Source organism: Streptomyces sp. NPDC059224, from assembly GCF_042754285.1.
In the GTDB taxonomy this organism is placed as follows: Bacteria; Actinomycetota; Actinomycetes; order Streptomycetales; family Streptomycetaceae; genus Streptomyces.
In genome coordinates this window covers 186,390-212,246 of the sequence record NZ_JBHZAN010000019.1, presented here as the reverse complement: position 1 = coordinate 212,246, position 25,857 = coordinate 186,390, and the positions used below count along the sequence as shown (strand labels likewise).

The 25,857-nt window shown below is 70.1% G+C and carries 20 protein-coding genes and 2 pseudogenes; 8 read left to right on the top strand and 14 right to left on the bottom strand.

What is annotated here, in order from left to right:
* Positions 1–45 precede the first annotated feature (45 nt).
* The gene (gene gcl / locus ACFXI4_RS22640; protein ID WP_384993682.1) at positions 46–1,830 is read right to left on the bottom strand and encodes a glyoxylate carboligase; all 1,785 of its coding nucleotides are present in this window, start codon (positions 1,828–1,830) and stop codon (positions 46–48) included.
* 198 nt (positions 1,831–2,028) lie between these two features.
* Between gcl and ACFXI4_RS22635 the strand changes: the two genes are divergently transcribed.
* Positions 2,029–2,703 (top strand): hypothetical protein, encoded by a 675-nt coding sequence (locus ACFXI4_RS22635; RefSeq protein ID WP_384993680.1) that lies wholly within the window; start codon positions 2,029–2,031, stop codon positions 2,701–2,703.
* Between the two features lie 39 nt (positions 2,704–2,742).
* Here ACFXI4_RS22635 and ACFXI4_RS22630 read toward each other — a convergent pair whose 3' ends face one another.
* Entirely contained in the window at positions 2,743–4,341 is a 1,599-nt protein-coding gene (locus tag ACFXI4_RS22630; RefSeq protein WP_384993704.1) for an AMP-binding protein, read from the bottom strand.
* A 2-nt stretch (positions 4,342–4,343) separates the two neighbouring features.
* Positions 4,344–6,014, bottom strand: coding sequence for an AMP-binding protein (locus ACFXI4_RS22625; protein WP_384993677.1), 1,671 nt, complete (start codon positions 6,012–6,014; stop codon positions 4,344–4,346).
* Positions 6,015–6,141: 127 nt separating this feature from the next.
* Between ACFXI4_RS22625 and ACFXI4_RS22620 the strand changes: the two genes are divergently transcribed.
* The 3 genes from ACFXI4_RS22620 (at position 6,142) to ACFXI4_RS22610 (ending at position 10,914) form a co-directional block, all read left to right on the top strand.
* Entirely contained in the window at positions 6,142–6,975 is an 834-nt protein-coding gene (locus tag ACFXI4_RS22620) for a response regulator transcription factor (RefSeq protein ID WP_384993674.1), read from the top strand.
* Positions 6,976–7,118: 143 nt separating this feature from the next.
* The gene (locus tag ACFXI4_RS22615) at positions 7,119–9,920 is read left to right on the top strand and encodes an AAA family ATPase (RefSeq protein ID WP_384993671.1); all 2,802 of its coding nucleotides are present in this window, start codon (positions 7,119–7,121) and stop codon (positions 9,918–9,920) included.
* A 202-nt stretch (positions 9,921–10,122) separates the two neighbouring features.
* Positions 10,123–10,914, top strand: a complete 792-nt coding sequence (locus tag ACFXI4_RS22610; protein WP_384993669.1) for a S1 family peptidase — start codon at positions 10,123–10,125, stop codon at positions 10,912–10,914.
* Between the two features lie 146 nt (positions 10,915–11,060).
* On the opposite strand, the gene ACFXI4_RS22605 is transcribed toward ACFXI4_RS22610, so the two are convergent.
* Positions 11,061–12,179, bottom strand: coding sequence for a winged helix DNA-binding domain-containing protein (locus ACFXI4_RS22605; protein WP_384993667.1), 1,119 nt, complete (start codon positions 12,177–12,179; stop codon positions 11,061–11,063).
* 148 nt (positions 12,180–12,327) lie between these two features.
* Between ACFXI4_RS22605 and ACFXI4_RS22600 the strand changes: the two genes are divergently transcribed.
* Positions 12,328–13,506 (top strand): magnesium and cobalt transport protein CorA, encoded by a 1,179-nt coding sequence (locus ACFXI4_RS22600; RefSeq protein ID WP_384993665.1) that lies wholly within the window; start codon positions 12,328–12,330, stop codon positions 13,504–13,506.
* 245 nt (positions 13,507–13,751) lie between these two features.
* On the opposite strand, the gene ACFXI4_RS22595 is transcribed toward ACFXI4_RS22600, so the two are convergent.
* The 4 genes from ACFXI4_RS22595 to ACFXI4_RS22580 all read right to left on the bottom strand — a co-directional run bounded on the left by ACFXI4_RS22595 (position 13,752) and on the right by ACFXI4_RS22580 (position 17,951).
* Positions 13,752–14,336 (bottom strand): hypothetical protein, encoded by a 585-nt coding sequence (locus ACFXI4_RS22595; protein WP_384993663.1) that lies wholly within the window; start codon positions 14,334–14,336, stop codon positions 13,752–13,754.
* A 599-nt stretch (positions 14,337–14,935) separates the two neighbouring features.
* Positions 14,936–15,289 (bottom strand): hypothetical protein, encoded by a 354-nt coding sequence (locus tag ACFXI4_RS22590; protein ID WP_384993661.1) that lies wholly within the window; start codon positions 15,287–15,289, stop codon positions 14,936–14,938.
* Positions 15,286–16,584, bottom strand: coding sequence for a polymorphic toxin-type HINT domain-containing protein (locus ACFXI4_RS22585; protein WP_384993659.1), 1,299 nt, complete (start codon positions 16,582–16,584; stop codon positions 15,286–15,288). The genes ACFXI4_RS22590 and ACFXI4_RS22585 overlap by 4 nt, the downstream gene beginning before the upstream one ends.
* Before the next feature lie 62 nt (positions 16,585–16,646).
* Positions 16,647–17,951 carry an IS256 family transposase gene (locus ACFXI4_RS22580; protein ID WP_384993656.1) on the bottom strand — a complete coding sequence of 435 codons (1,305 nt, stop codon included), beginning with the start codon at positions 17,949–17,951 and terminating at the stop codon, positions 16,647–16,649.
* A 227-nt stretch (positions 17,952–18,178) separates the two neighbouring features.
* Between ACFXI4_RS22580 and ACFXI4_RS22575 the strand changes: the two are divergent.
* Positions 18,179–18,448: pseudogene (locus ACFXI4_RS22575) on the top strand (Tn3 family transposase); the annotation flags it as partial.
* 166 nt (positions 18,449–18,614) lie between these two features.
* Here the strand turns inward: ACFXI4_RS22575 and ACFXI4_RS22570 are convergent.
* Both ACFXI4_RS22570 and ACFXI4_RS22565 read right to left on the bottom strand, forming a co-directional pair.
* The gene (locus tag ACFXI4_RS22570; protein WP_384993654.1) at positions 18,615–19,082 is read right to left on the bottom strand and encodes a hypothetical protein; all 468 of its coding nucleotides are present in this window, start codon (positions 19,080–19,082) and stop codon (positions 18,615–18,617) included.
* A gap of 93 nt (positions 19,083–19,175) precedes the next feature.
* Positions 19,176–20,093: a hypothetical protein gene (locus ACFXI4_RS22565; RefSeq protein WP_384993652.1), complete on the bottom strand. Its 918-nt coding sequence runs from the start codon at positions 20,091–20,093 to the stop codon at positions 19,176–19,178.
* A 274-nt stretch (positions 20,094–20,367) separates the two neighbouring features.
* On the opposite strand from ACFXI4_RS22565, the gene ACFXI4_RS22560 reads away from it, so the two are divergent.
* Positions 20,368–21,285, top strand: coding sequence for a helix-turn-helix domain-containing protein (locus tag ACFXI4_RS22560; protein ID WP_384993650.1), 918 nt, complete (start codon positions 20,368–20,370; stop codon positions 21,283–21,285).
* 115 nt (positions 21,286–21,400) lie between these two features.
* Positions 21,401–21,496, top strand: a pseudogene (locus tag ACFXI4_RS22555) (lamin tail domain-containing protein); the annotation flags it as partial.
* A 178-nt stretch (positions 21,497–21,674) separates the two neighbouring features.
* On the opposite strand, the gene ACFXI4_RS22550 reads toward ACFXI4_RS22555, so the two are convergent.
* The 4 genes from ACFXI4_RS22550 to ACFXI4_RS22535 form a co-directional block, all read right to left on the bottom strand.
* The gene (locus tag ACFXI4_RS22550) at positions 21,675–23,321 is read right to left on the bottom strand and encodes a thiamine pyrophosphate-binding protein (RefSeq protein WP_384993648.1); all 1,647 of its coding nucleotides are present in this window, start codon (positions 23,319–23,321) and stop codon (positions 21,675–21,677) included.
* A gap of 786 nt (positions 23,322–24,107) precedes the next feature.
* Entirely contained in the window at positions 24,108–24,476 is a 369-nt protein-coding gene (locus ACFXI4_RS22545; RefSeq protein WP_384993645.1) for a hypothetical protein, read from the bottom strand.
* Complete coding sequence (locus ACFXI4_RS22540; RefSeq protein WP_384993642.1) at positions 24,473–25,135, bottom strand: hypothetical protein; 663 nt, start codon at positions 25,133–25,135, stop codon at positions 24,473–24,475. The genes ACFXI4_RS22545 and ACFXI4_RS22540 overlap by 4 nt, the downstream gene beginning before the upstream one ends.
* Positions 25,126–25,716, bottom strand: coding sequence for an RNA polymerase sigma factor (locus ACFXI4_RS22535; RefSeq protein WP_384993639.1), 591 nt, complete (start codon positions 25,714–25,716; stop codon positions 25,126–25,128). The genes ACFXI4_RS22540 and ACFXI4_RS22535 overlap by 10 nt, the downstream gene beginning before the upstream one ends.
* Positions 25,717–25,857: the final 141 nt, after the last annotated feature.

Genomic DNA, 25,857 nt, shown 5'->3' with positions numbered 1-25,857 from the left:
CGGTCCATCCTTCCGGATGGACCGCCCGCTCCGCTGTGCGGCGGCTCAGACCTTCAGCGTCCTGATCGACGTCGGCGCGTGGCCGGGCTCGGTCGCGATCTCCTCGAACTCCACGACGTTGCCGATGTCGTTGGTCGTCGACATCGAGATGTTGGTGACCCGCTCCAGGATCGCCTCCACCACCACCGGCACCCGGTGCTCCTGCGCCAGCTTCCTGGCCTGCTCGAAGGCCGCGCCCAGCTCGTTCGGGTCGGTCACCCGGATCGCCTTGCAGCCCAGGCCCTCGGCGACCTTCACATGGTCGACGCCGTACACGCCCAGCTCGGGCGAGTTGATGTTCTCGAACTCCAGGCTGACCTGGAAGTCGATGTCGAACGCCCGCTGCGCCTGCCGGATCAGGCCCAGGTATGAGTTGTTGACGAGGACGTGCACGTACGGGATCTTGTGCTGCGCGCCGACCGCCAGCTCCTCCAGCATGAACTGGAAGTCGTAGTCGCCGGAGAGGGCGACCACGGAGGCCTCGGGGTCGGCCCTGGCCACGCCCAGCGCGGCCGGGACCGTCCAGCCGAGGGGTCCCGCCTGGCCGCAGTTGATCCAGTGCCGCGGCCTGAAGACGTGCAGCATCTGGGCGCCGGCGATCTGCGAGAGGCCGATCGTGGAGACGTACCGGGTCTCCGGACCGAACGCCTTGTTCATCTCCTCGTAGACGCGCTGCGGCTTGATCGGGATGTCGTCGAAGTGGGTACGGCGCTGGAGGGTCGCCTTCTTCTCCTGGGCCGCGGCGGCCCACTCGCCGCGGTCGGGGAGGCTGCCCGCCGCCTTCAGCTCCCGCGCCACCTCCACGAAGAGCTTCAGCGCCGCCCCGGCGTCGGAGGCGATGCCGTAGTCGGGGGCGAAGATCCTGCCGATCTGGGTGGGCTCGATGTCGACGTGCACGAACGTGCGGCCGGCCGTGTAGACGTCCAGCCTGCCGGTGTGGCGGTTGGCCCAGCGGTTGCCGATGCCGAGGACGAAGTCGGACTCCAGGAAGGTCGCGTTGCCGTAGCGGTGGGAGGTCTGCAGGCCCACCATGCCGGCGTTCAGTTCGTGGTCGTCGGGGAGCACGCCCCAGCCCATGAGCGTGGGGACCACCGGGGTTCCGGTCAACTCCGCGAATTCCACCAGCAGTCCGGCGGCGTCCGCGTTGATGACTCCGCCGCCCGCGACGATCAGCGGCCGCTCGGACGCGTTCAGCAGGCCGATCGCCTTCTCGGCCTGGGCGCGGGTCGCGGCCGGCCGGTAGACCGGGAGCGGCTCGTAGGTCTCCGGGTCGAACTCGATCTCGGTGAGCTGGACGTCGATCGGCAGGTCGATCAGGACCGGGCCGGGGCGGCCGGAGCGCATCAGGTGGAAGGCCTGCTGGAAGACGCCGGGGACCTGGGCCGCCTCCAGTACGGTGACCGCCATCTTCGTCACCGGCCGCGCGATCGAGGCGATGTCGACGGCCTGGAAGTCCTCCTTGTGGATCACCGCGGTCGGGGCCTGGCCGGTGATGCAGAGGATCGGGACGGAGTCGCCGGTGGCCGAGTACAGCCCGGTGATCATGTCCGTGCCGGCCGGACCGGACGTACCGATGCAGACGCCGATGTTGCCGGGGCGGGTCCGGGTGTACCCCTCGGCCATGTGCGAGGCGCCCTCGACATGGCGGGCAAGGGTGTGGTCGATGCCTCCAGAGGCCTTGAGCGCCGCGTAGAACGGGTTGATCGCCGCGCCCGGCACCCCGAACGCGGCGCTGACGCCTTCGCGCTTGAGGATCTCGACTGCCGCGCGGGCAGAGGTCATTCGAGCCATGGAGTACTCCTGCTTCGGCTGTCGGATGCCTGCTCCCGTCGCGCCCCGCGGTGAGCATAATTCCGCATTACGGAAACTAAATTCTACTATCTGAAATCAATGTAGGGGTGGCGACGAACCTCGTCAAGGGACGGACAACCGCGCCCCGGCGGGAGCACCATGGGACGGCCGAACCGACGCGACGCCTGGGGTGGGGCCATGTCCGAGAGCGTGCCGCTGCGCTGTCCGGCCTGCCGGCGCGAGCACCGCTACACCGCGCCGTCCTACCCCTGCGCCTGCGGTGCCCCGGTCACCCCGTCCCTCGACGGCAGGACCGCGCCGGTGCCGGTCGCGCACCGGGCCTGGGACGAGGAGTGGGTGACGGTGAGCTGCGGCTCCTGCGGCCGCCGGGACCAGTGGCCGCAGCCCGAGCTGGGCTGCGGCTGCGGGGCGGTACTGCGCGTGCCGATCGCCGGGACCGAGTCCGCGCCCGCGCCGGCCCCGGAGCCGCGGTCACCCTTCCGGCCGGTCACGATCCGGACCGCCCGGGACGCGGTCACCGCCGCCGCGCTCTACCTGCGCTGGCTCGGCTACCCGGACATACGCCGTGCCGACCAGCGGCCGCCCTCCGGCGTCGGTCTGGCCGCGCGCGGCCTGGTCGCCCAGGTGGACCCGACCGTGCGGCCGGCCTCGCTGCGGGACGTGGAGTGCCTGTGGCTGGCGGCGATGACGGAGGACTCGCGCTGTGTCTACTTCTCCCTCGCGGGATACGCCGAGGACGCCCGTGACCGGGCCGACACGCTGGGGATACCGCTGTTCGTCCTGGACCTCACGGGGACACCGCAGCCGGTCAACGAACTCGCCGCCGGCCTGAACGCGTCGGGCGCCGGCTGAGACCCCTGGTCCCGGCCGGCGCCCGGCGCACGACGGGGCTCAGCCCGCGTACGCCGCCCTCAGCTCGATCTTCCGCACCTTCCCCGACACCGTCATCGGGAAGCTCTCCATGATCTGGATCCGGCTCGGCGCCTTGTAGTGGGCCAAGCGGCCCGCGCAGAAGGCGCGCAGGTCCTCCAGGGTCGGCGGGTCGGCCGGGTCGTGCGGGATGACGCAGGCCAGGACCTCCTCGCCGTAGCGCTCGTGCGGCACCCCGACCACCTGGACGTCACGGACCTTGGGGTGGGCGTAGAGGAACTCCTCGATCTCACGCGGGTAGATGTTCTCGCCGCCCCGGATGATCATGTCCTTGATCCGGCCCACGATCTCGACGTACCCGTCGTCACGCATCACCGCCAGGTCGCCGGTGTGCATCCAGCGCCCGGGGTCGACGGCCTCGGCGGTCTTCTCGGGCTCGTTCCAGTAGCCGAGCATCACGCTGTAGCCCCGGGTGCACAACTCGCCCGCCGTGCCCCGGGGCCGGGTGACCCCGGTGGCCGGGTCGACGATCTTGACCTCCAGGTGCGGCAGCACCCGGCCGACCGTGCCCGTGCGGTGTTCCAGGTCGTCCTCGATCCGGGTCTGGAGCGAGACCGGGGACGTCTCCGTCATCCCGTAGCAGATGGAGACCTCCGCCATGTGCATCTCGGCGACCACCCGCTTCATCACCTCCACCGGGCAGGGCGAGCCCGCCATGATGCCGGTGCGCAGCGTGGAGAGGTCGTAGGAGGCGAAGTCGGGCAGGTTCAACTCCGCGATGAACATGGTCGGTACGCCGTAGAGCGAGGTGCAGCGCTCCCGCCGGACCGCCTCCAGGGTGGCCTTCGGCTCGAAGGACGGGGCCGGGATCACGATGCAGGCCCCGTGCGAGGTGGCGGCCAGGTTGCCCATCACCATGCCGAAGCAGTGGTAGAAGGGCACCGGGACGCAGATCCGGTCCTGCTCGGTGTAGGTGACCAGCTCCCCCACGAAGTAGCCGTTGTTCAGGATGTTGTGGTGGGAGAGGGTGGCGCCTTTCGGGAAGCCGGTGGTCCCCGAGGTGTACTGGATGTTGATGGGGTCGTCGCAGGACAGTTCCGCTGCCCTGGCGGCCAGTTCGGCACCCCGCTCGGCCGATCCCCGGGCGACCAGCGCGTCCCAGCTCGGATCCCCGATGTACACGGTCTCCCGCAGCTGCGGGCACCTGCCCCGCACCTCCTCCACCATCGCCCGGTAGTCGCTGCCCTTGTGGCCGAGGGAGGCGAACAGCAGCGAGATCCCCGCCTGGTTGAGGACGTACTCGACCTCGTGGGTGCGGTAGGCCGGGTTGATGTTGACCATGATCGCGCCGATGCGGGCGGTGGCGTACTGCACCAGCATCCACTCGGCGCAGTTGACCGCCCAGATGCCCACCCGGTCGCCCTTGGCGACGCCGCTCGCCAGCAGTGCGCACGCCAGCTCGTCGACGTCGGCGCCGAATCGGCGGTAGGTCCAGCGGCGCCCGGACGGGACGTCGACGAGCGCATCGTGGTCCGGCCAGGCCGCGACGGCCCGGTCGAGGTTGGCGCCGATGGTGTCGCCGAGCAGCACGGTCCCGCTCGTGCCGTGGGTGTACGAGATGCTCACCGGAAGTCCTCCTCGCGGTACTCGTCCGGCGCCCCGGCGGCGGTGGCCTCGCGCAGCTCGATCCGGCGGATCTTGCCGGAGACGGTCTTGGGCAGCGCCCCGAACTCCAGCCTGCGGACCCGCTTGTAGGGTGCCAGGACCTGACGGGAGTGCTCGAACAGCATCTTCGCGGTGCCCGGGCCCGGCTCCCAGCCCGCCGCCAGCACGACGTACGCCTTGGGCACCGCGAGCCGCAGCTCGTCCGGCGCCGGGACGACGGCCGCCTCGGCCACGGCCTCGTGCTCCAGGAGCGCGCTCTCCAGCTCGAACGGGCTGATCTTGTAGTCGGACGCCTTGAACACGTCGTCCGCGCGGCCCACGTAGGTGATGTAGCCGTCCTCGTCCCGGGAGCCGATGTCACCGGTGCGGTAGTAGCCGCCGGCCATCGCCTCCGCGGTACGGTCCGCGTCCCCGTGGTATCCGGTCATCAGGCCTACCGGCCGCGCCGCCAGGTCGAGGGCGATCTCGCCCTCCGCCGCCCCGGGTGCGCCCGACACCGGATCGAGCAGTTCGACGCGGTAGCCCGGACTCGGACGGCCCATCGAGCCGGTCTTCAGCGGCTGTCCGGGGCTGTTGGAGACCTGGACGGCCGTCTCGGTCTGGCCGAACCCGTCCCGGACGGTGGTGTTCCAGGCCCGCCGGACCTGCTCGATCACCTCGGGGTTGAGCGGCTCGCCGGCCGCCACCACCTCACGGGGCGGGGTACCCAGCTGGGTCAGGTCGGCCTGGATCAGCATCCGCCACACCGTCGGCGGAGCGCAGAAGGAGGTGATCCCGTGCCGGTCCATCTCGGCCATCAGCCGGCCCGCGTCGAACCGGCTGTAGTTGTGGATGAAGACGGTCGCCTCCGCGTTCCACGGCGCGAACAGGTTCGACCAGGCGTGCTTGGCCCAGCCCGGCGAGGAGATGTTCAGGTGGACGTCGCCGGGCCTGAGGCCGATCCAGTACATGGTGGCCAGGTGCCCGATGGGGTACGAGGTGTGGGTGTGCTCGACCAGCTTGGGCCGGGCGGTGGTGCCCGAGGTGAAGTAGAGCATCAGCGGGTCGTCGGCGAGCGTCGGCCCGTCCGGCAGGAACCCGGCGTCCGCCGCGTAGGCGTCCTCGTACGCCTCCCAGCCCTCGGCCATCCCGCCCACCGCGATCCGGGTGTACGTCCCCGCGACCTCCGCGAACTTGACGGCGTCCCCGGCGCGCGCGATCACGTGCTTCACCCGGCCCCGGTCGACGCGGTCGCACAGGTCGGCCGGGCCGAGCAGCGGGGTCGCCGGGATGACGACGGCGCGCAGCTTCATCGCGGCCAGCGCGGTCTCCCACAGCTCGGCCTGGTTGCCGAGCATGACGAGGATGCGGTCCTCCGGCTCGACGCCCCGCGCCCGCAGATGGTTGGCGACCCGGTCGGAGCGCTCGGACAACTCGGCGAAGGACAGCTTCGTCTCGGTGCCGTCCTCCTCGACGATGTGCAGGGCGGTGCGGTCGTTGCCCTCGGCGATGACGTCGAACCAGTCGAGCGCCCAGTTGAAGTGGTCGGGACGCGGCCACACGAACCCCTCGTAGGCGGCGGCATAGTCCGTACGGTGTTCCAGCAGGAAGTCCCGCGCCCTGCGGAAGTCCTCCGTCGCACTCGTCATTCGCGTCTCCTTCGGTACCGGACCATTGCCGGGCGGCTCTCTGGCATCGTGTAATCCGTGATGCAGGTCTCACTACCCCCGTACGGGGGTGTGAACAGCACGGGGCCGGGGTCGAAGGGCAGGACAGGTGGCAGCAGAGGTCGCCGGGGCGGTGGAGATTCGCGGTGCGCTGGCCAGACTCCGGCGCGCCACCGGGCTCCCGGTCGCCTTCGGCGGTCTGGTCGACGCCGACCGGCCACAGGTCCGGATCAGCGAGCTGAGCGGCGCCAACACGGCCGCTCTGCGCTCGCTCGCGGTCACCTCCGGCAACGGCCTGGGCGGCAGGGCCGTCATGCTGGCCCGCCCGTGCGCGGTCACCGACTACTCGCTCTCGAGGCAGATCAGCCACGAGTACGACATCCCGGTGGCGGCCGAGGGCATCCGCTCGGTCCTCGCGGTGCCCGTGGTCGTACGGCGCCGGGTGCGGGGTGTGCTCTACGGCGCGCTGCGCACCGCCGAGCCGCTGGGCGACCGCACGCTGGGCGCGGCGGTGGCGGCGGCGCGGGACGTGGAGCAGGCCCTGGTCGTACGGGACGAGGCACGCGGCCTGCTGGTGGCGGCGCGGCCGGAGCCCGCCGCCGCACCGGATCCGGGGGCCGCCTGGGAGCAGGTGCGGGAGGCGCATGCGGCGCTGCGGGCGCTTGCCCCGCGGATCTCCGACCCCGCTCTGCGCGCCGAACTGCTGGCCGCCTGCGGGCTGCTGGCCGCCCCGGCGCCCGCGGCCGCAAGGGTGCTGGCGCCCCGGGAGCTGGATGTGCTGGCCTGGGTGGCGGCCGGCGCCACCAACGCGATGGTGGCCGAGCGGCTCGGACTGCGGCCCGAGACGGTCAAGGCGTATCTGCGCTCGGCGATGCGGAAACTGGGCGCGCACACCCGGGGGGAGGCGGTGTCGGCGGCTCGTCGGGCGGGGTTGTTGCCGTAGCAGAGGGAACCCGATCCATTCATGCATGCGTGCTTTGAATTACCTGATGCAAGGCCGCTGTTATTTCCCTCACCATGCCGTTCGACCGGATTTCAGGGTTCGTTGCCTAGAATTTGGCCCGAACACGACACACGAGGGGAGCGGTGACCGTGCGACGGGACTTCCAGGAGCCTGCCCGATGCCGCCCCGACCTGCTCATCGGCCGGGCGGAGCTGCTGTCGGCCGCCCGTGAACAGCTCGCCTCGGGCGGCAGTGTGCTCCTGCACGGGCCGGCCGGAATAGGGAAATCGACCGTCCTGCGGGCTTTGGAGACCGAATACTCCGGCGCCGCCCGCACCGTGTTGCGCTGCTCGGCCACCGAGTCCGAATCCCATCTTCCGTTCCTGGCCCTCGCCGACCTCTTCGGACTGGTCCTCGACGAGGTCGCGCCCCGGCTGCCCGGCGCCCAGCGCACCGCCCTGGAGTCGGCGCTCACCGGCCGCGGCGAGTCCACCCTCCAGCGCGACGGCCTCGCCCTGCGCCTCGCGGTGCTCTCCGCGCTGCGCGCGCTGGCCGCCGAGGGCCCCGTACTGATCGTCGCGGACGACCTCCAGTGGCTGGATCCGGCCAGTGCCGAACTCCTCGGCTTCGCCGCCCGCCGCCTCGGCGGCACCCCGGTCCAACTGCTGTGCGCGGTCCGCACGGAGGGCCAGGAGTACGACCGTCACCTACGCGCGTCGCCCCCGGACACGGTCGCCGTCCGCCTCGGTCCGCTCACCCGCGCGCAGGTCGCCGACCTCCTCGACCACCGCGGCCACGCCGCGCTCCCCCGGGCCGCCGTCCGGGAGATCCACCGCACCAGCGGCGGCAACCCGCTGTTCGCGCTGGAGCTCGGCCGCGCCCTCGCCGAGAACCCCACCCCGCCCCGGCCCGGCGAACCGCTGCCGGTGCCGACCTCGCTGCGCGCCCTGGTCCTGACCCGGCTGGACATGCTCTCGGTGGAGGCCCGCCGCACCCTCCTGGTGGCCAGCGCCGGCGCCCGGCCCACGCACGCCCTGCTGCACGCGGCCGGCCGGGAGAACGCCGAGGCCGAATGTGCCCAGGCGGCCGAACTCGGACTGCTGGCCACCGAACCGGAGGGCCCGGCCGTACGCTTCGCGCACCCCCTCATCTCCGCCGCGCTGTACGCCGAGGCGCCCGCCCAGGAGCGGCGGGCCGCGCACGCGGCGCTGTCCACCGCGGCCTCCGACCCGATCGAGCGGGCCCGGCACCTGGCCCTGGCCGCCACCGGCACCGACCCGGAGGTGGCCGCCCGACTCGCCGAGGCCGCCTCCCAGGCCCGCGACCGGGGCGCGCCCTCGGTGGCCGCGCAGCTCGGCCTGCTCGCCGCCCGGCACACCCCCGGTGACAACAGACCCGGCCCGGACGAGCGCCGGCTGCGGGCCGCCGAGGACGCGATCAGCGCCGGCGAGGTGGACCTCGCCCAGGACATCGCCCGCGAGGTGCTCACCCGGGCGACCCGGCCCGTCGACCGGGTACGGGCCTGGATCCTGGTGATCGACTCCGCCGGCCACACCATGACCGAGGTCGACGCGGCCTTCCCGCACGCCCTCGCCGACGCCGGCGACGACCCCCGGCTGCTCGGCAAGGTCCACTACCAGCTGGCCTGGCGTGCCCTGATCGTCGAGGGCGACTTCACCGAGGCCCGGCGGGCGGCCGCGCACTCCGCCGAACTGGCGGCGCGCGGCGAGGACCGCCGCACCGAGCTGCTCGCGCTCTCCCTCCAGGCCCAGGTCGAGACCCTGATGGGCCATCCGGGGGCACCGGCCACCATCAAGCGCGCACTGCGGGAGCCTCAGGACCCCGGTGTGTCGTGCCATCACAACGGGGCCGGCAGCGCCCGATTCCGCTGGCTGGTGATGGGCGACCAGCTGGCCGAGGCGCGGGCCACGGTCACCGCGCTGCTGCGGGAGGTCCGGCGGCGCGGCCAGGTGGAGAGCGAGGTGCACTTCCTGCGCGGGCTCGCCGAGACCGAACTGCGCTCCGGGCACTGCGGCCGGGCGCTCGACCTGGCCCGCGAGGGCCTGCACCTGGCCCACGACAGCGGGATCGGCGAGACCGCCTCCGCCATGCTCACCTCACTGGCCGAGTCCTCCGGCGGTGACGTGGACCGGGGGCTCGCGCTGGCCCGGGAGGCGGTGGACCACGCCGAGCAGGACGGCGACACCATGTACCTGTCCCGGGCTCTCGGCGCCCTCGGGTACGCCCAGTTGGTGGCGGGCGATCCCGCGGGCACCGTGCGCTCGCTGCGCCGGGTGCGGGAGCTGGAGCAGAGCCTCGGCATCACCGACCCGGCCCGCGGCCGCTGGCAGGGCGACCTGGCCGAGGCGCTGGTCCGGGTGGGTGAGACGGCCGAGGCGCAGGACGTCATCGACGTCACCCGGGAGCACGCGCTCAGGCTCGGCCGGGAGAGTGTCCTCGCCGCGCTCGACCGGGCCGAGGCGCTGGTCCGGGCGGCCCACGGGGAGCACGAGGCGGCCGTCGCCCAGCTGACCTCGGCTCAGGACCGGTTCGCCAAACTGGGCTACGGCCTGGAGGAAGCCCGCGCCGCGTTCGCCCTGGCCTCGCTGCGCGAGCGGCGCTCCCCCACGGCCTACGACGAGGCCACCCGGCTGTTCCGCCGGTGCCGGGCGCTGCCGTGGCTGCGCCAGGTGGACGAGGCCGTGTCGGCCCCGGAGCCGCCGGTCGAGGCGCCCGCCGCGCTCGACGCCCTGGACGGGCTGGCCGCGATGGAGCGTCAGGTCGCCGCGTTGGTCATGGAGGGCGCCACCAACCGGGAGATCGCCGCCCGGCTGTTCATCAGCGTCAAGACGGTGGAGGCGACCCTGACCCGGGTCTACCGCAAGCTGGGCATACGATCGCGGGTGGACATAGTCCGTTTGGCCGCGGGGCGGCGCGCGAAGTGAGAGCGCTCCCGGTTAACTGAGGCGGACCGAGGGTTTTCCCTCCCCCATCCCCCTAGGGGGTTCCCTCATTGGGAGGGTGGGGTTCCGCGCTCTAGCTTATGGATGTGCCGCTCGCCCGGGCATACGGGGGCCGGTCCCGCGACCCCCGTGCACCCCCCACGCCCGCGCGACCCCCCACCGGCAACCCCCACTGAGGAGACTCATGTTCGGGCTCAACCGCGCCAGACAGACCGCCGCCCTCGTGGTGGCGACGGCTGCCGCCGCAGCGACCGTGCTGATCGCGTCCCCCACCGCGTCAGCCGCCCCCCAGCCGATCGTCGGCGGCACGACGACCACGACCACGGCGTACCCGTTCATGATGCAGATCACGGACGCGTCGGGCAGCCAGTTCTGCGGCGGCACCCTGGTGTCGGCCACCAAGGTGGTGACCGCGGCGCACTGCATGGAGGGCGAGACCACCAGCAGCGTCCGCGTGGTCGGCGGCCGGACGAACCTGGACGGCACCAACGGCACGGTGAGCCGGGTCAGCAAGATCTGGATCAACCCGGACTACACGGATGCCACCAACGGCGACGACGTGTCGGTCCTCACCCTCTCGACGGCGATGTCGTACACCCCGGCGTCGTACGTCAGCTCCTCCCAGACCGGCCTGTACGCGGCCGGCACCACGGCCCGCATCCTCGGCTGGGGCACCACCTCGGAGAACGGCAGCTCCTCCAACCAGCTGCGGACCACGACCGTCCCGATCGTGTCCGACTCCAGCTGCAAGAGCTCCTACGGTTCGGACTTCGTCCAGACCGACATGGTTTGCGCCGGATACACGTCCGGTGGCGTAGACACCTGCCAGGGCGACAGCGGCGGTCCCCTGCTCATCGGGGGCGTCCTGGCAGGGATCACTTCCTGGGGAGAGGGGTGCGCGGAGGCCGGTTACCCGGGTGTCTACACCCGGCTGACCACCTTCTCGGACCTGGTGACCGCGCAGGTCAACTCGTAACCGGAGGCTTCCCGGGCATCGCCCGGGTGAGTGACCGGGGGGCGTTGCGGGCTACCACGAGCAGCCCGCAGCGCCCCCTATCCATGTCCCGCCCGCGTTCGGCCGGTCTCCGGACGCCACGTTCTCAGGCCGCCCCGTTCGAACGGTCACCGGCCGGCCGCGGGCAGGACGGTCCCGAACCGGATGTCGTACGACGCACCCGGGTACAAGGTGGCCAGCATCCGCTCGCCCTCCGCCAGCACGGCCGCCCGCCGGCCCCGGCTCAGCCGGCCGAACGACTCGACGACCAGGGTGTCGTCCACCGTCTTCCACACGCCCGCCACGAAGCCGTCGACGAGCAGGGTGCGGTGCGGCTGACTGCCCTGCCACAGGCGGCCCCGGTGCTCGGGCGGGATGACCCGGGTGCGGTCGGCGTGCGAGAGGAGCAGGTTGTCGTACTCGGGGAGGAAGCGCGGCGGGGCCGGGGTCCCGGGGTCGGGGCGGGGTGCGTCGGGCAGGTCGAAGAGTTCGGCGCCGTGCTCGTCCCGGAAGGCGACGAGGCGGGGCCGGAGCCGCTCGAAGACCTCACGCAGCCGGGTGAGTCCGGCCCAGGTCTGCATGTCCTTGACGGAGGCGGGGCCGAAGGCGGCGAGATAGCGGAGCACGGTCTCGTCCGGCGCCGGGGCCGGGGCCGGGGCGGCGGGGCGTCCCAGCCAGTGCTCGGCGGTGGTCAGGGCGACCCGCCCGGACCGGCCCCACAGACCGCGCGGCGGAACCTGGACGAGGGGCAGGGTGCAGCGGGCGGCGAGGGCCAGGGACTGCGGGTCGGCGTCGGGCCATTCCGCGAGGAGGGCCTGGCGCAGCTCGGCCATGGTGCGCGGCTCGGCCTCGACAAGGTCGCGGGCGAGTGCGGCAAGCCGGTCGAGGTCGACGCCCGCGAGGCCCTTGCGGAAGGCGGTCAGCTCACGGGTGCGGGCGGGCTGGACGAGCGGGCGCAGGGTGCGGGCGTCGTCGGCGGTGTGGGTGTGGATGGTCGACCGCAGGGTGACGATGCGGACGACCTCACGGTCCGCCATCAGCCGTGAGAGCCGCTCGGGGTCGAAGCCGTCGAGGCGGGCGGCGAGGGCATGGTACGGCGGCTTCACGTTCTGCGCCTGGAGGCCGACGAGGTGCGCCACGGCGTCCTCGACCGTGCAGGACGACCGGCGCAGCAGCAGCTGGCGGTCGAGGGTGGCGCGGTTGAGGGCGCGGGTACCGAGGACCGGGCGGGGCGACGTCTTCGTCATGACACGCACGCTAGCGTCCGTCGCGGACAGATCCTGTCCTCATTCGGCACCGCATCCCGTACTTGCCCGCTCCCTTCCCGTCCGGCCACGCCCCATCACTACAATCACCTGGATCACGCCGACGCAGTCCCATCGAGAGGCGGCCGCGATGTCCGAGCGACGCCCCAGTCCGGCCTCGAAGAACTCCGGGAACGGCAGGAACGGCCGGAGCACCAGGAGGTCCGTCTGGCGCCGCGCCCTGCCGCCGGACCACGACACGGCCGAACTCCCGGAGCCGGGTTCCGCGGCGACGGAACCGGGTGAACCACCGAGCGTGGTGGAGGCGGCGCTGTACCGGGACGGGGTACGGGTGTCGACGCCGGCGACCCTCGCACAGACGTACCGCGAACTGCGCGACCAGGCCTCGGTGATGGCGTGGATCGGCCTGGGCCGCCCCACCTCGGACGAACTCCTCTCGCTGGCCGCCGAGTTCGATCTGCACCCGCTCGCGGTCGAGGACGCGATGGAGGCACATCAGCGTCCGAAGCTGGAGCGGTACGGCGACACGCTGTTCGTGGTCCTGCGTGCCGCCCGCTACCTGGACGCGCCGGAGGAGGTCGACTTCGCCGAGCTGCACGTCTTCGTGGGCCCGGACTTCGTGATCACGGTGCGGCACGGCGCGGCACCGGACCTCTCGGCGGTCCGCCTCCGCATGGAGGACAGCCCCGACCTGCTCAAACTCGGCCCCGAGGCGGTCCTGTACGCCATCCTCGACGCGGTGGTGGACGGCTACGCCCCGGTCGTGGAGGGCGTCCAGAACGACATCGACGAGATCGAGACGGAGGTCTTCCGCGGCGACCCGGAGGTCTCCCGCCGCATCTACGAACTCTCCCGCGAGATGGTCGAGTTCCAGCGCGCCACCCGCCCCCTGGTCGGCATGCTGCACAGCCTGATCGCCGGCTTCGCCAAGTACGACACGGACGAGGAACTCCAGCGCTATCTGCGCGACGTCGCCGACCACGTCACCCACATCAGCGAACGCGTCGACGGCTTCCGCCAGGCCCTCACGGAGATCCTCACGGTCAACGCGACCCTGGTCACCCAGCAACAGAACGCGGAGATGCGCGCGTTGGCGGAGGCGGGCTTCGAACAGAACGAGGAGATCAAGAAGATCTCGTCGTGGGCGGCCATCCTCTTCGCCCCGACCCTCGTCGGCACGATCTACGGGATGAACTTCCGGGAGATGCCGGAGTTGCACTGGGTACTCGGATACCCCTTCGCCATCGTCCTGATGGCGATCGTGTGCACCAGCCTGTACTTCATCTTCAAGCGCAAGGACTGGCTGTAGGGACAGACATTCACGCCCCACGTGACCCCAGGAGTGGATCGCCTTCTGCGCGAGCCCGGCGCGCCTGGCGGGCGGGTCGTCGGCAACTGAGCTCACCTTGCCTCAACCACTGTGATCTGGCCTGGCTTTGACAGCTGCGCCACGACCATGGCGCCGCCGGCCGGACACGCAGGGGTGTCCAACCGGCGGCTACGTCGTTGACCCGTTTCGTCGCCTCAAAGGCACGCGAGGCGATCACTCAAGGTTCAGGAAGTCGCGGCCCCCAGTTTGACGGACTGCTGCCGCTCCGCCGTAGTCGACCCGGTGCCGGGGTCGTCTCCAAGGACGTTGAAGGTGGCGAGGTATTCGACCGTGCCGCCCACCGAGCCGATGTCCAGGTAGATGGGAAGGGTCTGCTTGCCAACCTTCGCGGTCAATCGAAAACCGAGAGAGGTCTGGGCACTCAGGTACGCGCCGTACTGAGCCACCCCGACATGCTGCTTGCCGCCACTACCGGACCCGTCGAAGCCTTTGCACTGCTGAGCCGCGCCCGCGAGATCGGCCATGATTTTGCTGGCGCCGGCGCCCGCGTACGAGGCCAGACGCACTCGCACCATGACACCGGAACTGTCCTCCGCCACCGCACTCCGCTCCACGGAGGCCACCGACTTGACGGCTCCGGTCCCGCTCAGCGCGTCGGCGACAGGCTGACACGCAGCCTTGTCGGCCACCATCGGCGCCCCGCCGACAGGCCCCAAGGCCGACTTCGGAACGGTCACCTTCCACCCCGCCGCCTCACCGTCGGCAATCACAGCACTCTCCAACTGCGCACGCGTCATCGCGGTCGACATCCCGCCAGCCGCGGCAGCAGTCGTGTCACTCGTCTTCGCAGAAGGCTTCTCGGTCCTGGCCGAGCCATGCCCGCCACATCCCGCAGCCAACAACACCGACCCGGCCACCATCACGGCCCGGACCATTCCCCCATGTCTTCTCATCAACGCTCTCGTCTCCCGATTGCCTGCCATCAAGTACACCCTCCACAGAGTCCGCAATTTAGAATCGTCAAGAAGTCATTCACACCTCTTCACCGAGCCCTTCACGTTTACCAATAGGATTGCCGCACCCTCCAGCGCACCCAGACGGGCTGACGACGTCTGCCCATTAAGACCCGCGCGTCCGAACGGCGCATCACTCTCGGCCACGCCATCCGCGACCCCACCAGCCGCCACCTCGACCCGACGACGGCGACGAACCGCCACTTTGTGCAGCACCCGTCCGCTGATGTTGCCGTCAGCTACTGCCGTCAAGGGCATGTTGAAGCCCCTCCGAGGCGAACGGGAGGGGCTCCAACATGCCCTAAAGCAAGAATTGGAACGCTAATTTCTTACAAGCGACAGAGCGCCTCAAATCTCGCCGAATTTCACTCTCGGAAGCCTCGCCGGACCATGGGTCATACTGGCCGCCTAATCAAAGCTGCCAATACGAGCTCCACGGTTTCGTCAACAAGGACGATCGCGCCCAGTTCGCCGACTCTCACAGAAAGCAAGCCTACCCGACCATCCGAATCTTCGAGGGCAGGAAAGAAGAGCTCCCATCCGATTCGCGAATCGCGAACTTCGTCGATCGAGTCATATCTGTGCCGATAGACATCAAGCACCTCCTTGGAGGGTGGGAAGGTGACTTCGACGACGCTGTCAGACTCGGAGGCCAGCGCGGCAACCAACCGATCGATGCCCTCAGCGAGAGCCGCAGGCCGGAACGCAGATAGCAGGTCCGCGATTTTCCCAACCGTTACCTGTTTCACGGCATTCCCCTCCACGCCGGATACGCATCCCCTGTCATCGTCCCCTCTATTTGCACCTCGAATTCTCCTCTGAATTCCACCCAAGGCTCGTCATTACTGTGAACATGCGGCCGCCCGGCAGGAACCTTCGATTTGATCACTACCCCAACGCCAGTCGGCCCCTTAGTTGCTGCCCGACGTGCCACTGCCTCACTTGTTGACCAACTGGTGAATGGACTATCGGTGTCACCGCGATGGTGTGCCTCCGCGGAAGCAGGTCCTCCACGGGGGACAGCCACACCATCCACCGCCGCATCGAAACCAGGGTGTCCCTCTGGAACGCCACGATAAACGGTCGTCCCACCAACGCAATTGTGGACGAGGACTGGGGTGGCGCCGGCCAGCACATAGTACGTGTGCAGGGTGCCGACGGTGAGGTCGTAGGTCGTCTTGTGCTGGTGGAAGTTGCGGACGCCGGCCACCGTGACGGTGGTGCCGTCCATCGCGTGGAGCTTGGTGCCCGGGGTGAGGTTGTGGGCGTCGGTCCAACGATGGTGGGTGACGTCCCAGAAGGGGTGGTGCCAGGTGGTGGTGAGGGTCTGCTTCGCAGACGCGGTATTGGGTGACCTGCCCTTCGGGGGACCGCGGGTCGGAGCCGTGTCCAGGGTGAGGGTGGTGAAGTCCTTGTCCGTGGTGGTGACGATGACCCGCTGGACCTTCTCCGGTGCGGTGACTCCGGTCTGGGGGTCGGTGGCCAGGACCGTGTCGCCGGCTTTCACCGTACCGATCGGTTTTGATGTGCCGTCGGACAGGCGGACGCCCGTACTGGCCGTGAAGCTGTGCATGCAGCCCGCCGCATCCGCGCCCGCGCTCTCCGCGCTGCGCGTCTCCGCCAGTGCGTGTTCCGCGCGTACCGCGTCCTCGGCGAGTTTCGCGGCTTCTTCGGCGTCCTTGACCGCCGTGTAAGCGCGGTCGAGGGAGCGCCAGATCTTGAAGGCTTCGACGCCGACCTTGATGGCCTTGAAGACCTTGCCCCAAGGGACTGCTGTGAGGGCTGTGTTGACGCAGCCCATCACGTCGCCCTTGGTGAAGCAGTTGTAGGCGTCGGTGAGGCCGATGACGTCGGCGACCAGGCTGAGGAATTGGTGCTTGAAGCCGGAGACCTGCTTCTTCGCCGCCGCGGCGGCCGCGTTCGCGGTGGCCTTGGCCCGCTGCACGGCCCTGGCTTCGGCCTGCGGGTCGTACGTCTTGCTGCTGATGTTGCCCCCGGCGGCGCCGTAGCTGTGGCCGTCGGAGCAGCGGCCGTGGTGGCACACGGAGGTGTTACGGCCGGGGAGTGTCTGATCGTTTGTGTGTGGCCTGGTGTAGGTGTTCGTGACTAGCGGTCGGTGACGCGGTCGCCGTAGTAGCCGGCGAGGCTGTTGATGGCCTGTTTCCAGGCCGGTGTCCGTCCGGTGACGTTGGGGCGGTTCTTGATCGGGTTGCGGATGACCAGGTAGAGCACCTTCAAGGCCGCGTCGTCGTCGGGGAAGTGCCCGCGTCGCCGGGTGGCCTGGCGGAAGCGGGAGTTGAGGGACTCGATCATGTTCGTGGTGTAGACGACGCGCCGGATCGGGGCCGGGAAGCGCATGAACACGATCACGTGCTCCCAGCTGCGGCGCCAGGTGTCGATCACGGCCGGGTAGCGCTGACCCCACTCCTCTTCGAAGCGGGCGAACCGCTGCTCGGCCTCGTCGGCGGTCTTGGCGGTGTAGACCTCGCGCAGTTGCTTCGCGATCGCGCCCCAGTGCTGCTTGGCTGCGTAGCGCAGGCTTGTGCGGACGAGGTGGACCACGCAGAGCTGAACATCGGCCTGGGGCCAGACGTCGTTGACCGACTCCGGCAGGCCTTTCAGCCCGTCGCAGCAGGCGATCAGGACGTCCTGGACGCCGCGGTTGCGCAGTTCGGTCAGCCAGGTCATCCACTGCTTGGCGCCCTCACCGCCCGTGCCGACCCACATACCCAGCACGTCGCGGTCGCCGTCGAGGTTGATGCCAACGGCGATGTAGACGGGCTTGTTCGCCACCGCTCCGTCGCGGATCTTGATGTAGATGCAGTCGATCAGCAGGACCGCGTAGATGCGGTCGAGCGGGCGGGTGCGCCAGACGGCGAGGTCTGCTGCGACCTGGGCGGTGGCACGGGAGACCAGGTCGCGGGAGACCTCCACGTCGTAGACCTCCGCCAGGTGGGCCTGGATCTCCCCGGTCGTGAGCCCCTTCGCATAGAGGGAGACGATGGTCTCCGTAAAGCCGTCGACGCGGCGGGAGTGCTTGGGCACGATCTGCGGGGTGAAGCTGCCGGCCCGGTCTCGGGGGATGTCAATGCTCACCGGTCCGACCTGCGAGAGCACGGTCTTGCGGCTGGTGCCGTTGCGGTGGTTGCCCGACCCCGCGCCGGCCCGGTCACCCTTCTCGTAGCCCAGGTGCTCGGCCATCTCGGCCTCCAAAGCGCCCTCCAGGACCAGTTTCACCAGCCCCGTCAGCAGCCCGTTCTCGCCCACCAGTTGGAGCCCGTCCCGCCGGGCCCGTTCGATCAGATCCTCGGCCAGCTCACGATCCTGCTCAGCTGCTGCTCGTGCCAACTCGGCTCCCGTCCGCACCTGGTGCTCCGTACCTTGGGGGCCCGGATCGTTGGTGGCGCCCATCTGTGATCCTTCCCGGCAGAGAGCTCATCTCATGCCAACTCGGGTCACACCGGGCCACACACGAAGTTCAGGACAGTCCCGCCTAATCCCTTCTGGGGAGAATCTGGGGAGTACAAGCAGCCCTGGGGAGCGCGCGGGGAGAATCGACTGCGTAACCGGGCACGACCGTGAAAGGCCCAGAAAGACGGATCAGCCCAGGCCAGAGGCGTCCCCGGCAGCATCACCGCAGGTTTCCGCTCGCGCAGGCGTGGGGCGGCGGCCTGGTCGCCCCGGTGGACGGGACGCGGTTTGTCGTGCCCGTGCCGTCGGTGTATGCCCGGCCGAACCCGAAGTACTTCGGGCGCCGGGGCGGCGCCACCGGGCTGAACATGATCAACGACCAGGCGGCGGGGTTCGGCGGGAGGGTAGTGGCCGGCACCCCGCGCGACTCGCTGTACGTGCTGGACGTCCTCTACGACCGCGACGGCGGCAAGCGCCCCGAGATGATCGTCGTCGAGGGAACGCTGGGCCGGCTGATGAACCACCGCCGCCTGGCAGGCGACTACGAGGCCAAACCACAACCCTCCGAAGCCATGGTCCACCTCGCAATGATCAAACTCATGGCACGCAGAACCTCAATGAATCTGGGCATTCAGGGACCAGACAGCGGAGCGAAACGCCCCCTTAGCTTATGAAGGAGCCTGGGGCGCAGGCGCTCGCGGCCACCCAGGTGTGCGACTCAATCGCGTTGTCCATCGTCACGCTGTTGGTGAACCAGTTGCGGCTGAGGTCGTCCACGTACAACTCGCCCGGCTTGAGGCAGCCGTAGGCGGTGTCGTCGTACTCCTTGTAGTAGTAGAAGGCGACGACGTCCTTGCCGCCGACGTAACCGTTGTTCATGACGGACGACGCCCGGTTCGCGTCGGCACCCTTGAACTCGCCGTAGGAGTCGCCCCAGTTGGGGTCGCTGCCAGTGTCGTCACCGAGGTACAGCCCGCTGCAGTCATAGCCGTCCCAGGCGCGGACGCGGCCGTCGCGGCCGAGGTAGTTCCACTGGGCGTCGCAGCCGGAGCCTGCGTGAGCGGTGGCCGGGACGGCGAGGCCGAAGGCCGCGAGGCCCAGGGTGGCGAGGGAGACGGTCAGTTTGCGCATGACGAATCCTGTTCTGCTCATGACCCGTGAGTGGGCTGGGGCGGGTGGGGCGACGATCCGCGAGGCCGTCGCGGTTCTGCGGCGCGGTCTGGATCAGGTGCGGGCGGGGACTATGCGCTCGGCGCGCACGAGGGCGCCCCGCTGCATCCGCCGGTGGGCATCGAGGGCGGAACCGTACTTCTCCGCCAGTCCGCTGATGTAATGGGCCTCGCGCCGCTCGCCGATCGAGCGGAGGGAGACGGAGCGGGCGCAGGTGGCGTCGGCGACCGCGATCCGGGTCTCGTTTGCGAAGGTCCTGGCCTCCTCGGCCGGGGTCTGCTCCGCGCTGTGCTTGCGGGTGGACTGCCGTGCAGCGTCGGGGTCAGGAAACGGGTGGCCCGCCTTGCTCATACAGCGAGACCAGGCGGCGACCGCGCTCTTGAGCTCCTTGTCGCGCAGCAGCTTGCCCACGTAAAGGGCGCGCAGGTTGCTGACGGTGGTGTCGGAGCGGAACCATGCCGCGGGATCGCCGTACAGCGCCTTCTCGGCCCGGCCGGAGCAGCCGCCGGAACGCTTGGTGACCGTGCCGCCGGTCGGCGTTCGCGACTTCAGTTCTACGGCGTCCCGGCCGCCGTCCATCGCGATGTCGTATGCCATCTGGCGCGAACGGGAAAGGGACTTGCGATAGGCGATATTGGGGTTGTCCAGGCGGGCGCGGTCCTCTTTCGCCATGATCCGGCTGCCGTAGCCGTGGCTGCGGGCCCAGTCGACGTCGTCCTGGACGTAGCCGACCGGCCGGCTCTCCTCCAGGCTCAGCGACTTCCCCTCCCAGAAGCGGAAACCCTGCTTCCTCATGCAGTTCGTGATCAAGTGCTGCTCGGCGTCGGAAATCCGCAGGTCCTGGGCGTACGTGAGCTGCCCCCCGGCCGCGGTGGCCGCGGCCTTCACGGCCGGCGTGGCGCGGTGGGCCGCGTCGGTGTCCGCCGTGCAACCGGTCAGGGCGAGCGAGGCAAGCAGCGCTGTCGTGCCCACCGAAGTGGTCGCGCGTCGCGTGCTGCGTCCAGTGGGTCCCACCGTCCGGCGTGGGGCGTCGGTGCGCTTCAAAGGCGTGCTCCCGAGGCGAAGTCGAACTGTCGTGTACGGCTGCTCATGCCGCGACGATGGCCGTATGTGCTCCGGTACTCGACGACCGTAGGCGGAGGCCGCGCCCGAAGAGCACCAATAGGCGCACAGGAACTGCCCAGTTCGCGCACAGTGCACGATGCGGCTGTACGGTGCCTGTGCGACCAGGGGGAGGGGCGGCGGCATGACGGACTGCAAGAGTTCCCGCTTAAGAGGAACCGAGTCGTTCGAGGCAGTGGCCTCGGCCTTGTTCGCTCCGCTGCGGGTGACACATCCTGACCCGAAGGGGTTCGAAGCCACGGTCGACCACACAGACGTAGGACCCATGGTCGTCGCTCGCGTCAAGGCCACTGCCGCAGTGGTGACGCGAGACAACCGCAGCATCACCTCAAGCGACGTGGAGTGGATGCACTTCAATCTGCATCATCACGGTTCCCTTACGGCGGTCCAGGCTGACCGGACCACGACAGTGAGACCCGGTGAACTGTTCGCCTGTGACGGCACCCGGCCTTACCGGCTCATCGGTGCCGGTCTCAGTGACATGACCGTGCTCTGCGTCCCCCGGGCGAGTCTCGGCAGATACGCGAACTCCATCGGCCGACGCACGGCGCTCGCCCTGCCGGGAGCGGGCGGGATCGGCGGGCTCCTCGGCCACGCGCTGTCCGCGGTCAGCGAGGACTTCCCCCGTCGGGATGTGGCACGCACGCATGTGGCGGACGCGCTCGCCGCGCTCCTCCTCGCCGCTTTCGCCGACACTGCCCCGGAGCACGTTCCCGTCGCCAGCGACCTCGTCGACCGTATCCGCGCCTACGCGCTTGCCCACCTCGGCGACTTCCGGCTCACTGCGGAGCAAGTCGCGCGCCAGCACGGCATCTCCGTCCGGCACCTGCACGTACTTTTCAAAGGCAGTGACCTGACCTTCGCCGCGTGGGTCCGGCACGAACGCCTGATGCGCATCCGCCGGGACCTCCTCGACCCCGCCTCCTCGGACGTCTCCACGGCCGCGATCGCGGCACGATGGGGAGTGCATGACCCGAAGCACCTCGGCAGGGCCCTGAAACGCGAGTTCGGGGAAACCGTCAGCGACCTGCGTCGCAGGTGACACCACCGCGTCACGGCCACGGTCACGTCATGGCTGGGACAGGGTACCTTGCTACTCGCCAACTATTCGTCGGTCACGCGGTTCAGATGGCGAGCCGGCCGCTCCCGAGTGCCACAACGACCGGGATACCGCGACCCTGCGCAACGACCACGGCCGGTTCATCGACGAGGCGTCGTGGGGCTACCACCGTGGCGGCGGCCACCGCCACTGACCGCGAGAGCGGGTGCCGGCCTCCCCGGGCGGGACTGTCGAACGAGTGCTCTAACCGCGGTAGTTGAGGTTACTGACGGGCCGCCGACAGGCGGCCGGCCGTCGAGGGTGATCTCGAAAGCGTTCAGGGCGGGGACTCGATCCCGTTGGTGATGCAGACACGGGCGGCGAGGGCATGGTCAGCTGAGGTGCATGGCGATCTCCCAGCTGACCGGTAGTTCGACGTCCCCGTTGATCCTCACGTCGATCACCACGGGACCGTCCTGCACGGCCAAGGCCTTGTCGATCTCACCGAAGTCATCCGGGCTGCTTACGGTGAAGCCCCTGGCGCCGAAGCCGACGGCCAGCTTCGCGAAGTCGGGCTCCGGTGTGTCGGCGTAGGACGTGTTCAGCTTCTTGTGGAAGAGGTCGTGCTTCTCCTGGCCCACCGCGTTGTCGTTGAAGACGACTACGGTGAGGGGCAGTTGGTGACGGACGGCCGTGTGGAAGTCGGCGAGGTTCATCATGAACGACGCATCTCCGGTGGCATGCGTGACGCGCTCGCCCGGACGCGCGAAACAAGCTCCGATGGCGATGGCCAGTCCCTGGCCGACGGCACCGAAGTCCCAGCCGAGGCCCCAGTTCTCTGCGCGCGGAACGGTCAGGGTCTTCACGCAGACCATGGCGGCGTGGCCGCCGTCCAGCACCAGGATGCGGTCGTCCTTCGGCAGCGCGTTTTCGAGGTACTCGGCGGCCCGGCGGGGATCCGACGAGTCGCCGTCCGTGTAGTTGACGGCCTCGGGCTTGCTGTCCTGAATCCGTTGGCGCAGAGCCGCGTCGGCCGGACGGGCCTGCATCGCCGAACCGAGGCTGTCCGTCAGGGCCGACACGGCCGTTTTCGCGTCGGCGGTGATACCGACCGCGACACGGGCGAACCACCCGAAGGCATCGGGGCGGGTGTCGATCTGAATGATCTTCTTGCCGTTCTCCAAGAGCTTGCCGAAGTGGGTGGTCCACTCGTTCAGGCTCGCGCCGACCACTACCAGAACGTCGCTGTCGGCGAGGGACTGCACCGCCAGGTCGGATCCCAGCCCGCCGCTGACTCCCAGATACAGGGGGTGGTCCGCGCAGAATCCCGCGGCGTACAGGGAGACGGCGACGGGCGCCCCGAGGTGGTCGGCCAGTCCGCGAACCTCCTCCTGGGCTTTCGAGTTGACCGCACCCAGTCCGCAGAGGATGGCCGGCCGTTCGGCGGCCGCGAGGATCCGGACGGCCTCCGCGACGTCCTGACCGTCCGGCGGCTGAAGGGCGTCTCTCTTGTACATGGGTGTGTATTCCCAGTCGGCGTCGGGCATGTCCGTCTGCTGCATGTCCTGGGGAAGGTTCAGGATGAACGGCCCTTGGTTGACTTTGATCTGACGGAAGGTCTCGCCGAGGCAGTAGTCGACAGTGCGGGGCGAGTCCAGCCGGACTGTCGCCTCGGTGGTGAGTTTCGCGAGCGCTTGCTGATCCACCATGCCCTGCGGGTTGTACGGATCGTGGAGGGAGGCGTGACCGGCGAGCAGCAGCACAGGGGACCGGTGGAGCCGGGCGGCCACCAGTGAAGTGGTCGCGTTGGTGTAGCCGGGCCCCTGGGTGACCGTCGCCAGACCTGGTCTGTCGCTGAACCGCGCGAAACCATCCGCCATGCCCACCGCGCTTCCCTCGTGATGGGCGTGGACGAACGTCAAGCCGTGACGATCGCCCAGGTCGACGATGAGGTCCTGGTTCGCGTCACCCATGACTGCGAACAGATGGTCGAACCCCTCGGCGGCGACCGCCTGTGTCACTGCTTGGAACGCCTTCATCTCGGACTTCCTCTCGCTCTGATCGCTGATTCGGCAGCGGGGGCCCGTCGCACGTGGAACCGTTCGACAGCAGCACGGATGTGAGTCCGTCAGCGATTTCGGGGCGCGGTAGGTGTGCACCCGGGCGACCGGGGAACGGAGACCGCCTACCTGCTGGGCGAGGACAGGGCGAGCCCGCACGGCGGCAGCCCGGCTTGCATCATCCACTCACCTGCTTTCGATGGTGTCGCGAGTCCCTATGAGCCGCAATCGGACTCGTCACGTGCTTGCGAGCAGAGGGCACCGTGCATATCCGGACGGGCCGCTCGCGTCCGTAGTCCCTCTCTCTGCGTCGCTCCGCCCGTAGGCAGTGGCGCGGCCGGTTGTGTCGCCTGTCCCCCGACGGATGCTCCGGCACGGCGAGGACAGGCCGCGAGCGCTGCCTGCCGGGAGCCGGCGTCATCCCGAGATCACGGCAGCCCGCGGAATGAGCGGCAGCGGCAAATGAGCGGCAGCGGATGCCGAGGGTTGCCGTCTCGACCCTCGGCAGAACTGCCTGTGATCATCCGACCCACCGGAGCGGCTTCTCCAGCACGCCCTGCCGAGCCCGCTCCGGCCCATTCCCTGGGGAGAATCGACTGCGTGACCGGGCACGGACGCGAAAGGCCCGGAGAGACGGGTCAGCGCAGGCCAGCACGCGGGCCCCGAGGCGGACTTCGGAGCGGTCACCTTCCACCCAGCGCATCCCGCGGCCGACAGCACCGCCCCGGCCACGATGGTTCGCGGTGCCTGTGCCCGCGCCGCCGCTCATGCCGCGTCGTGCCGGGCGGCAATCTCGGTCACCGTGACCGCGACCGTGACCGGCTCCGCCAGGCGGTGGGCGGCGAGGTGGGTGATGAGGGCGGCTGTCACCCGGTCGTGGACGTTTCGGGCGATGTCCAGCGCCCGCCGTCCCTCTGCCAGGACGCAGCGCACCTCGATGTGCCAGCCCGAACCGTCCGGCGCCCGGTCGGCGCGTATGCCGGCCTCGGGCGGCGTGGTGTCCGCCCGGGTGGGTGCGGCGGCTGCCGCGAGGCGCCAGGCGAGGCGGGGTTGCAGGGCGGCCACGCCAGGCACCGCGAGGGCCGCCTCGGCCGCGACGCCGAGGAGCGCGGTGGGGCCGGTGGCGGTCATCATGCGCCACCGTCCGTCGGGAGGCGGGAGCCCAGGGTCGGCCCCGGTTCCAGTACGTCGGCCACGGTGATGTCGACGGCTGTCACTGTGAGCCCCAGGTCCTGTCCGGCCGAGTGAAGGACCGTTCGGCGTACCTGGTGGACCCGGTCGGGCAGAGGGCGGTCGAGGGCGGCGGCCAAGGTCATGGTCACCCGCACATCGGTGCCGTTGTCCTCGGGTATGAGCCGGCAGGCAGCGGCCCTGCAACCGGAGACCGTGTCCGCGGCCTGCCTCAGGATCTTCGCCGCGGCGCTCTCGGCGATCCGCAGGTCCCGGTCGGGGTCGGCCAGGGGCAGCAGTCGCCCGAACCGGGCCTCTGCCCTGACGACGTCCATGACCCGGTCGACGAGTGCGCGCAGGCCCGGGGGGTCCTTGTCGAGCAGCGCCCGGGCAGCCGCGTCCACCGTGGCCAGTGCGTCGACGGCCTCTCGGCAGTGCGGACAGGACACCGCGTGCGAGTCCGCGGCCGACGGCGCGTCCCGTGCCTGTTCCCAGACCCGGCTCAGCAGACGGCCGCAGGACAGCACCTCATCCCCGGCGAACGGGGGCACGTCGGCGGCGACCGAAGCGTCACGGGACCCGTCGGGTCCGGGAGGCCCCGGGGGCGGGTCGTTCAGCGCCATGGGCCCATCGCCTCCTGAAGGGATCTGCGCGCCCTGAAAAGTCTGCCGCGTACCGTCTGCTCGCCGGTGCGCGTCACGTCGGCTATCTCCTTGTAGGGCAGGCCCTGCACCTCCCGCAGGATCCAGCAGACCCGCTGTCCGGCGTCCAGTTCGGCAAGTGCGCAGGACAGTGCGGCCGTGGCCGCGTCCTGCTCGGCGGCCCGGGCGGGCTGGCTCCACGCATCGCCCGCCGCCGGTTCGGCCACGGAGTCCAGGGGGACGGGCGGCGGCCGGCGACGTCGCATGGTCTGGCAGCGGTTGACGGTGATCCGGTACAGCCAGGTGTGAAACTCCGCGCCGTGCCGGTATTCCGGCAGGTGACGCCAAGCGCTGACGAAGGCGTCCTGGACGGCCTCTTCAGCGTCCTGCGGGTTGCCCAGCATGCAGCGGGCCATGGTCAGCAGGGACTGGCTGTGCCGCTGGACGAGCACGGCGAAGGAGTTGTCGTCCCCCTCGGCCGCCCGCACGGCCAGCAGTCGGTCCGGCAGGTCGCCTGCCGACGGGTCGCGCCCCGACGTCGGGAGAACAGCGTTTTCGATCATGGCGCCCCCACACACACGGTTCGGACCTGCCGGGTACCCGGCAGGTCGAACGTGACGCACATCACATCCGCCGCGGTGTGAGGATTGTGGCGCCCGCCATGTCCAATCCATCGGAGGGCGCCGCACCGGTGTCCGAGAGAC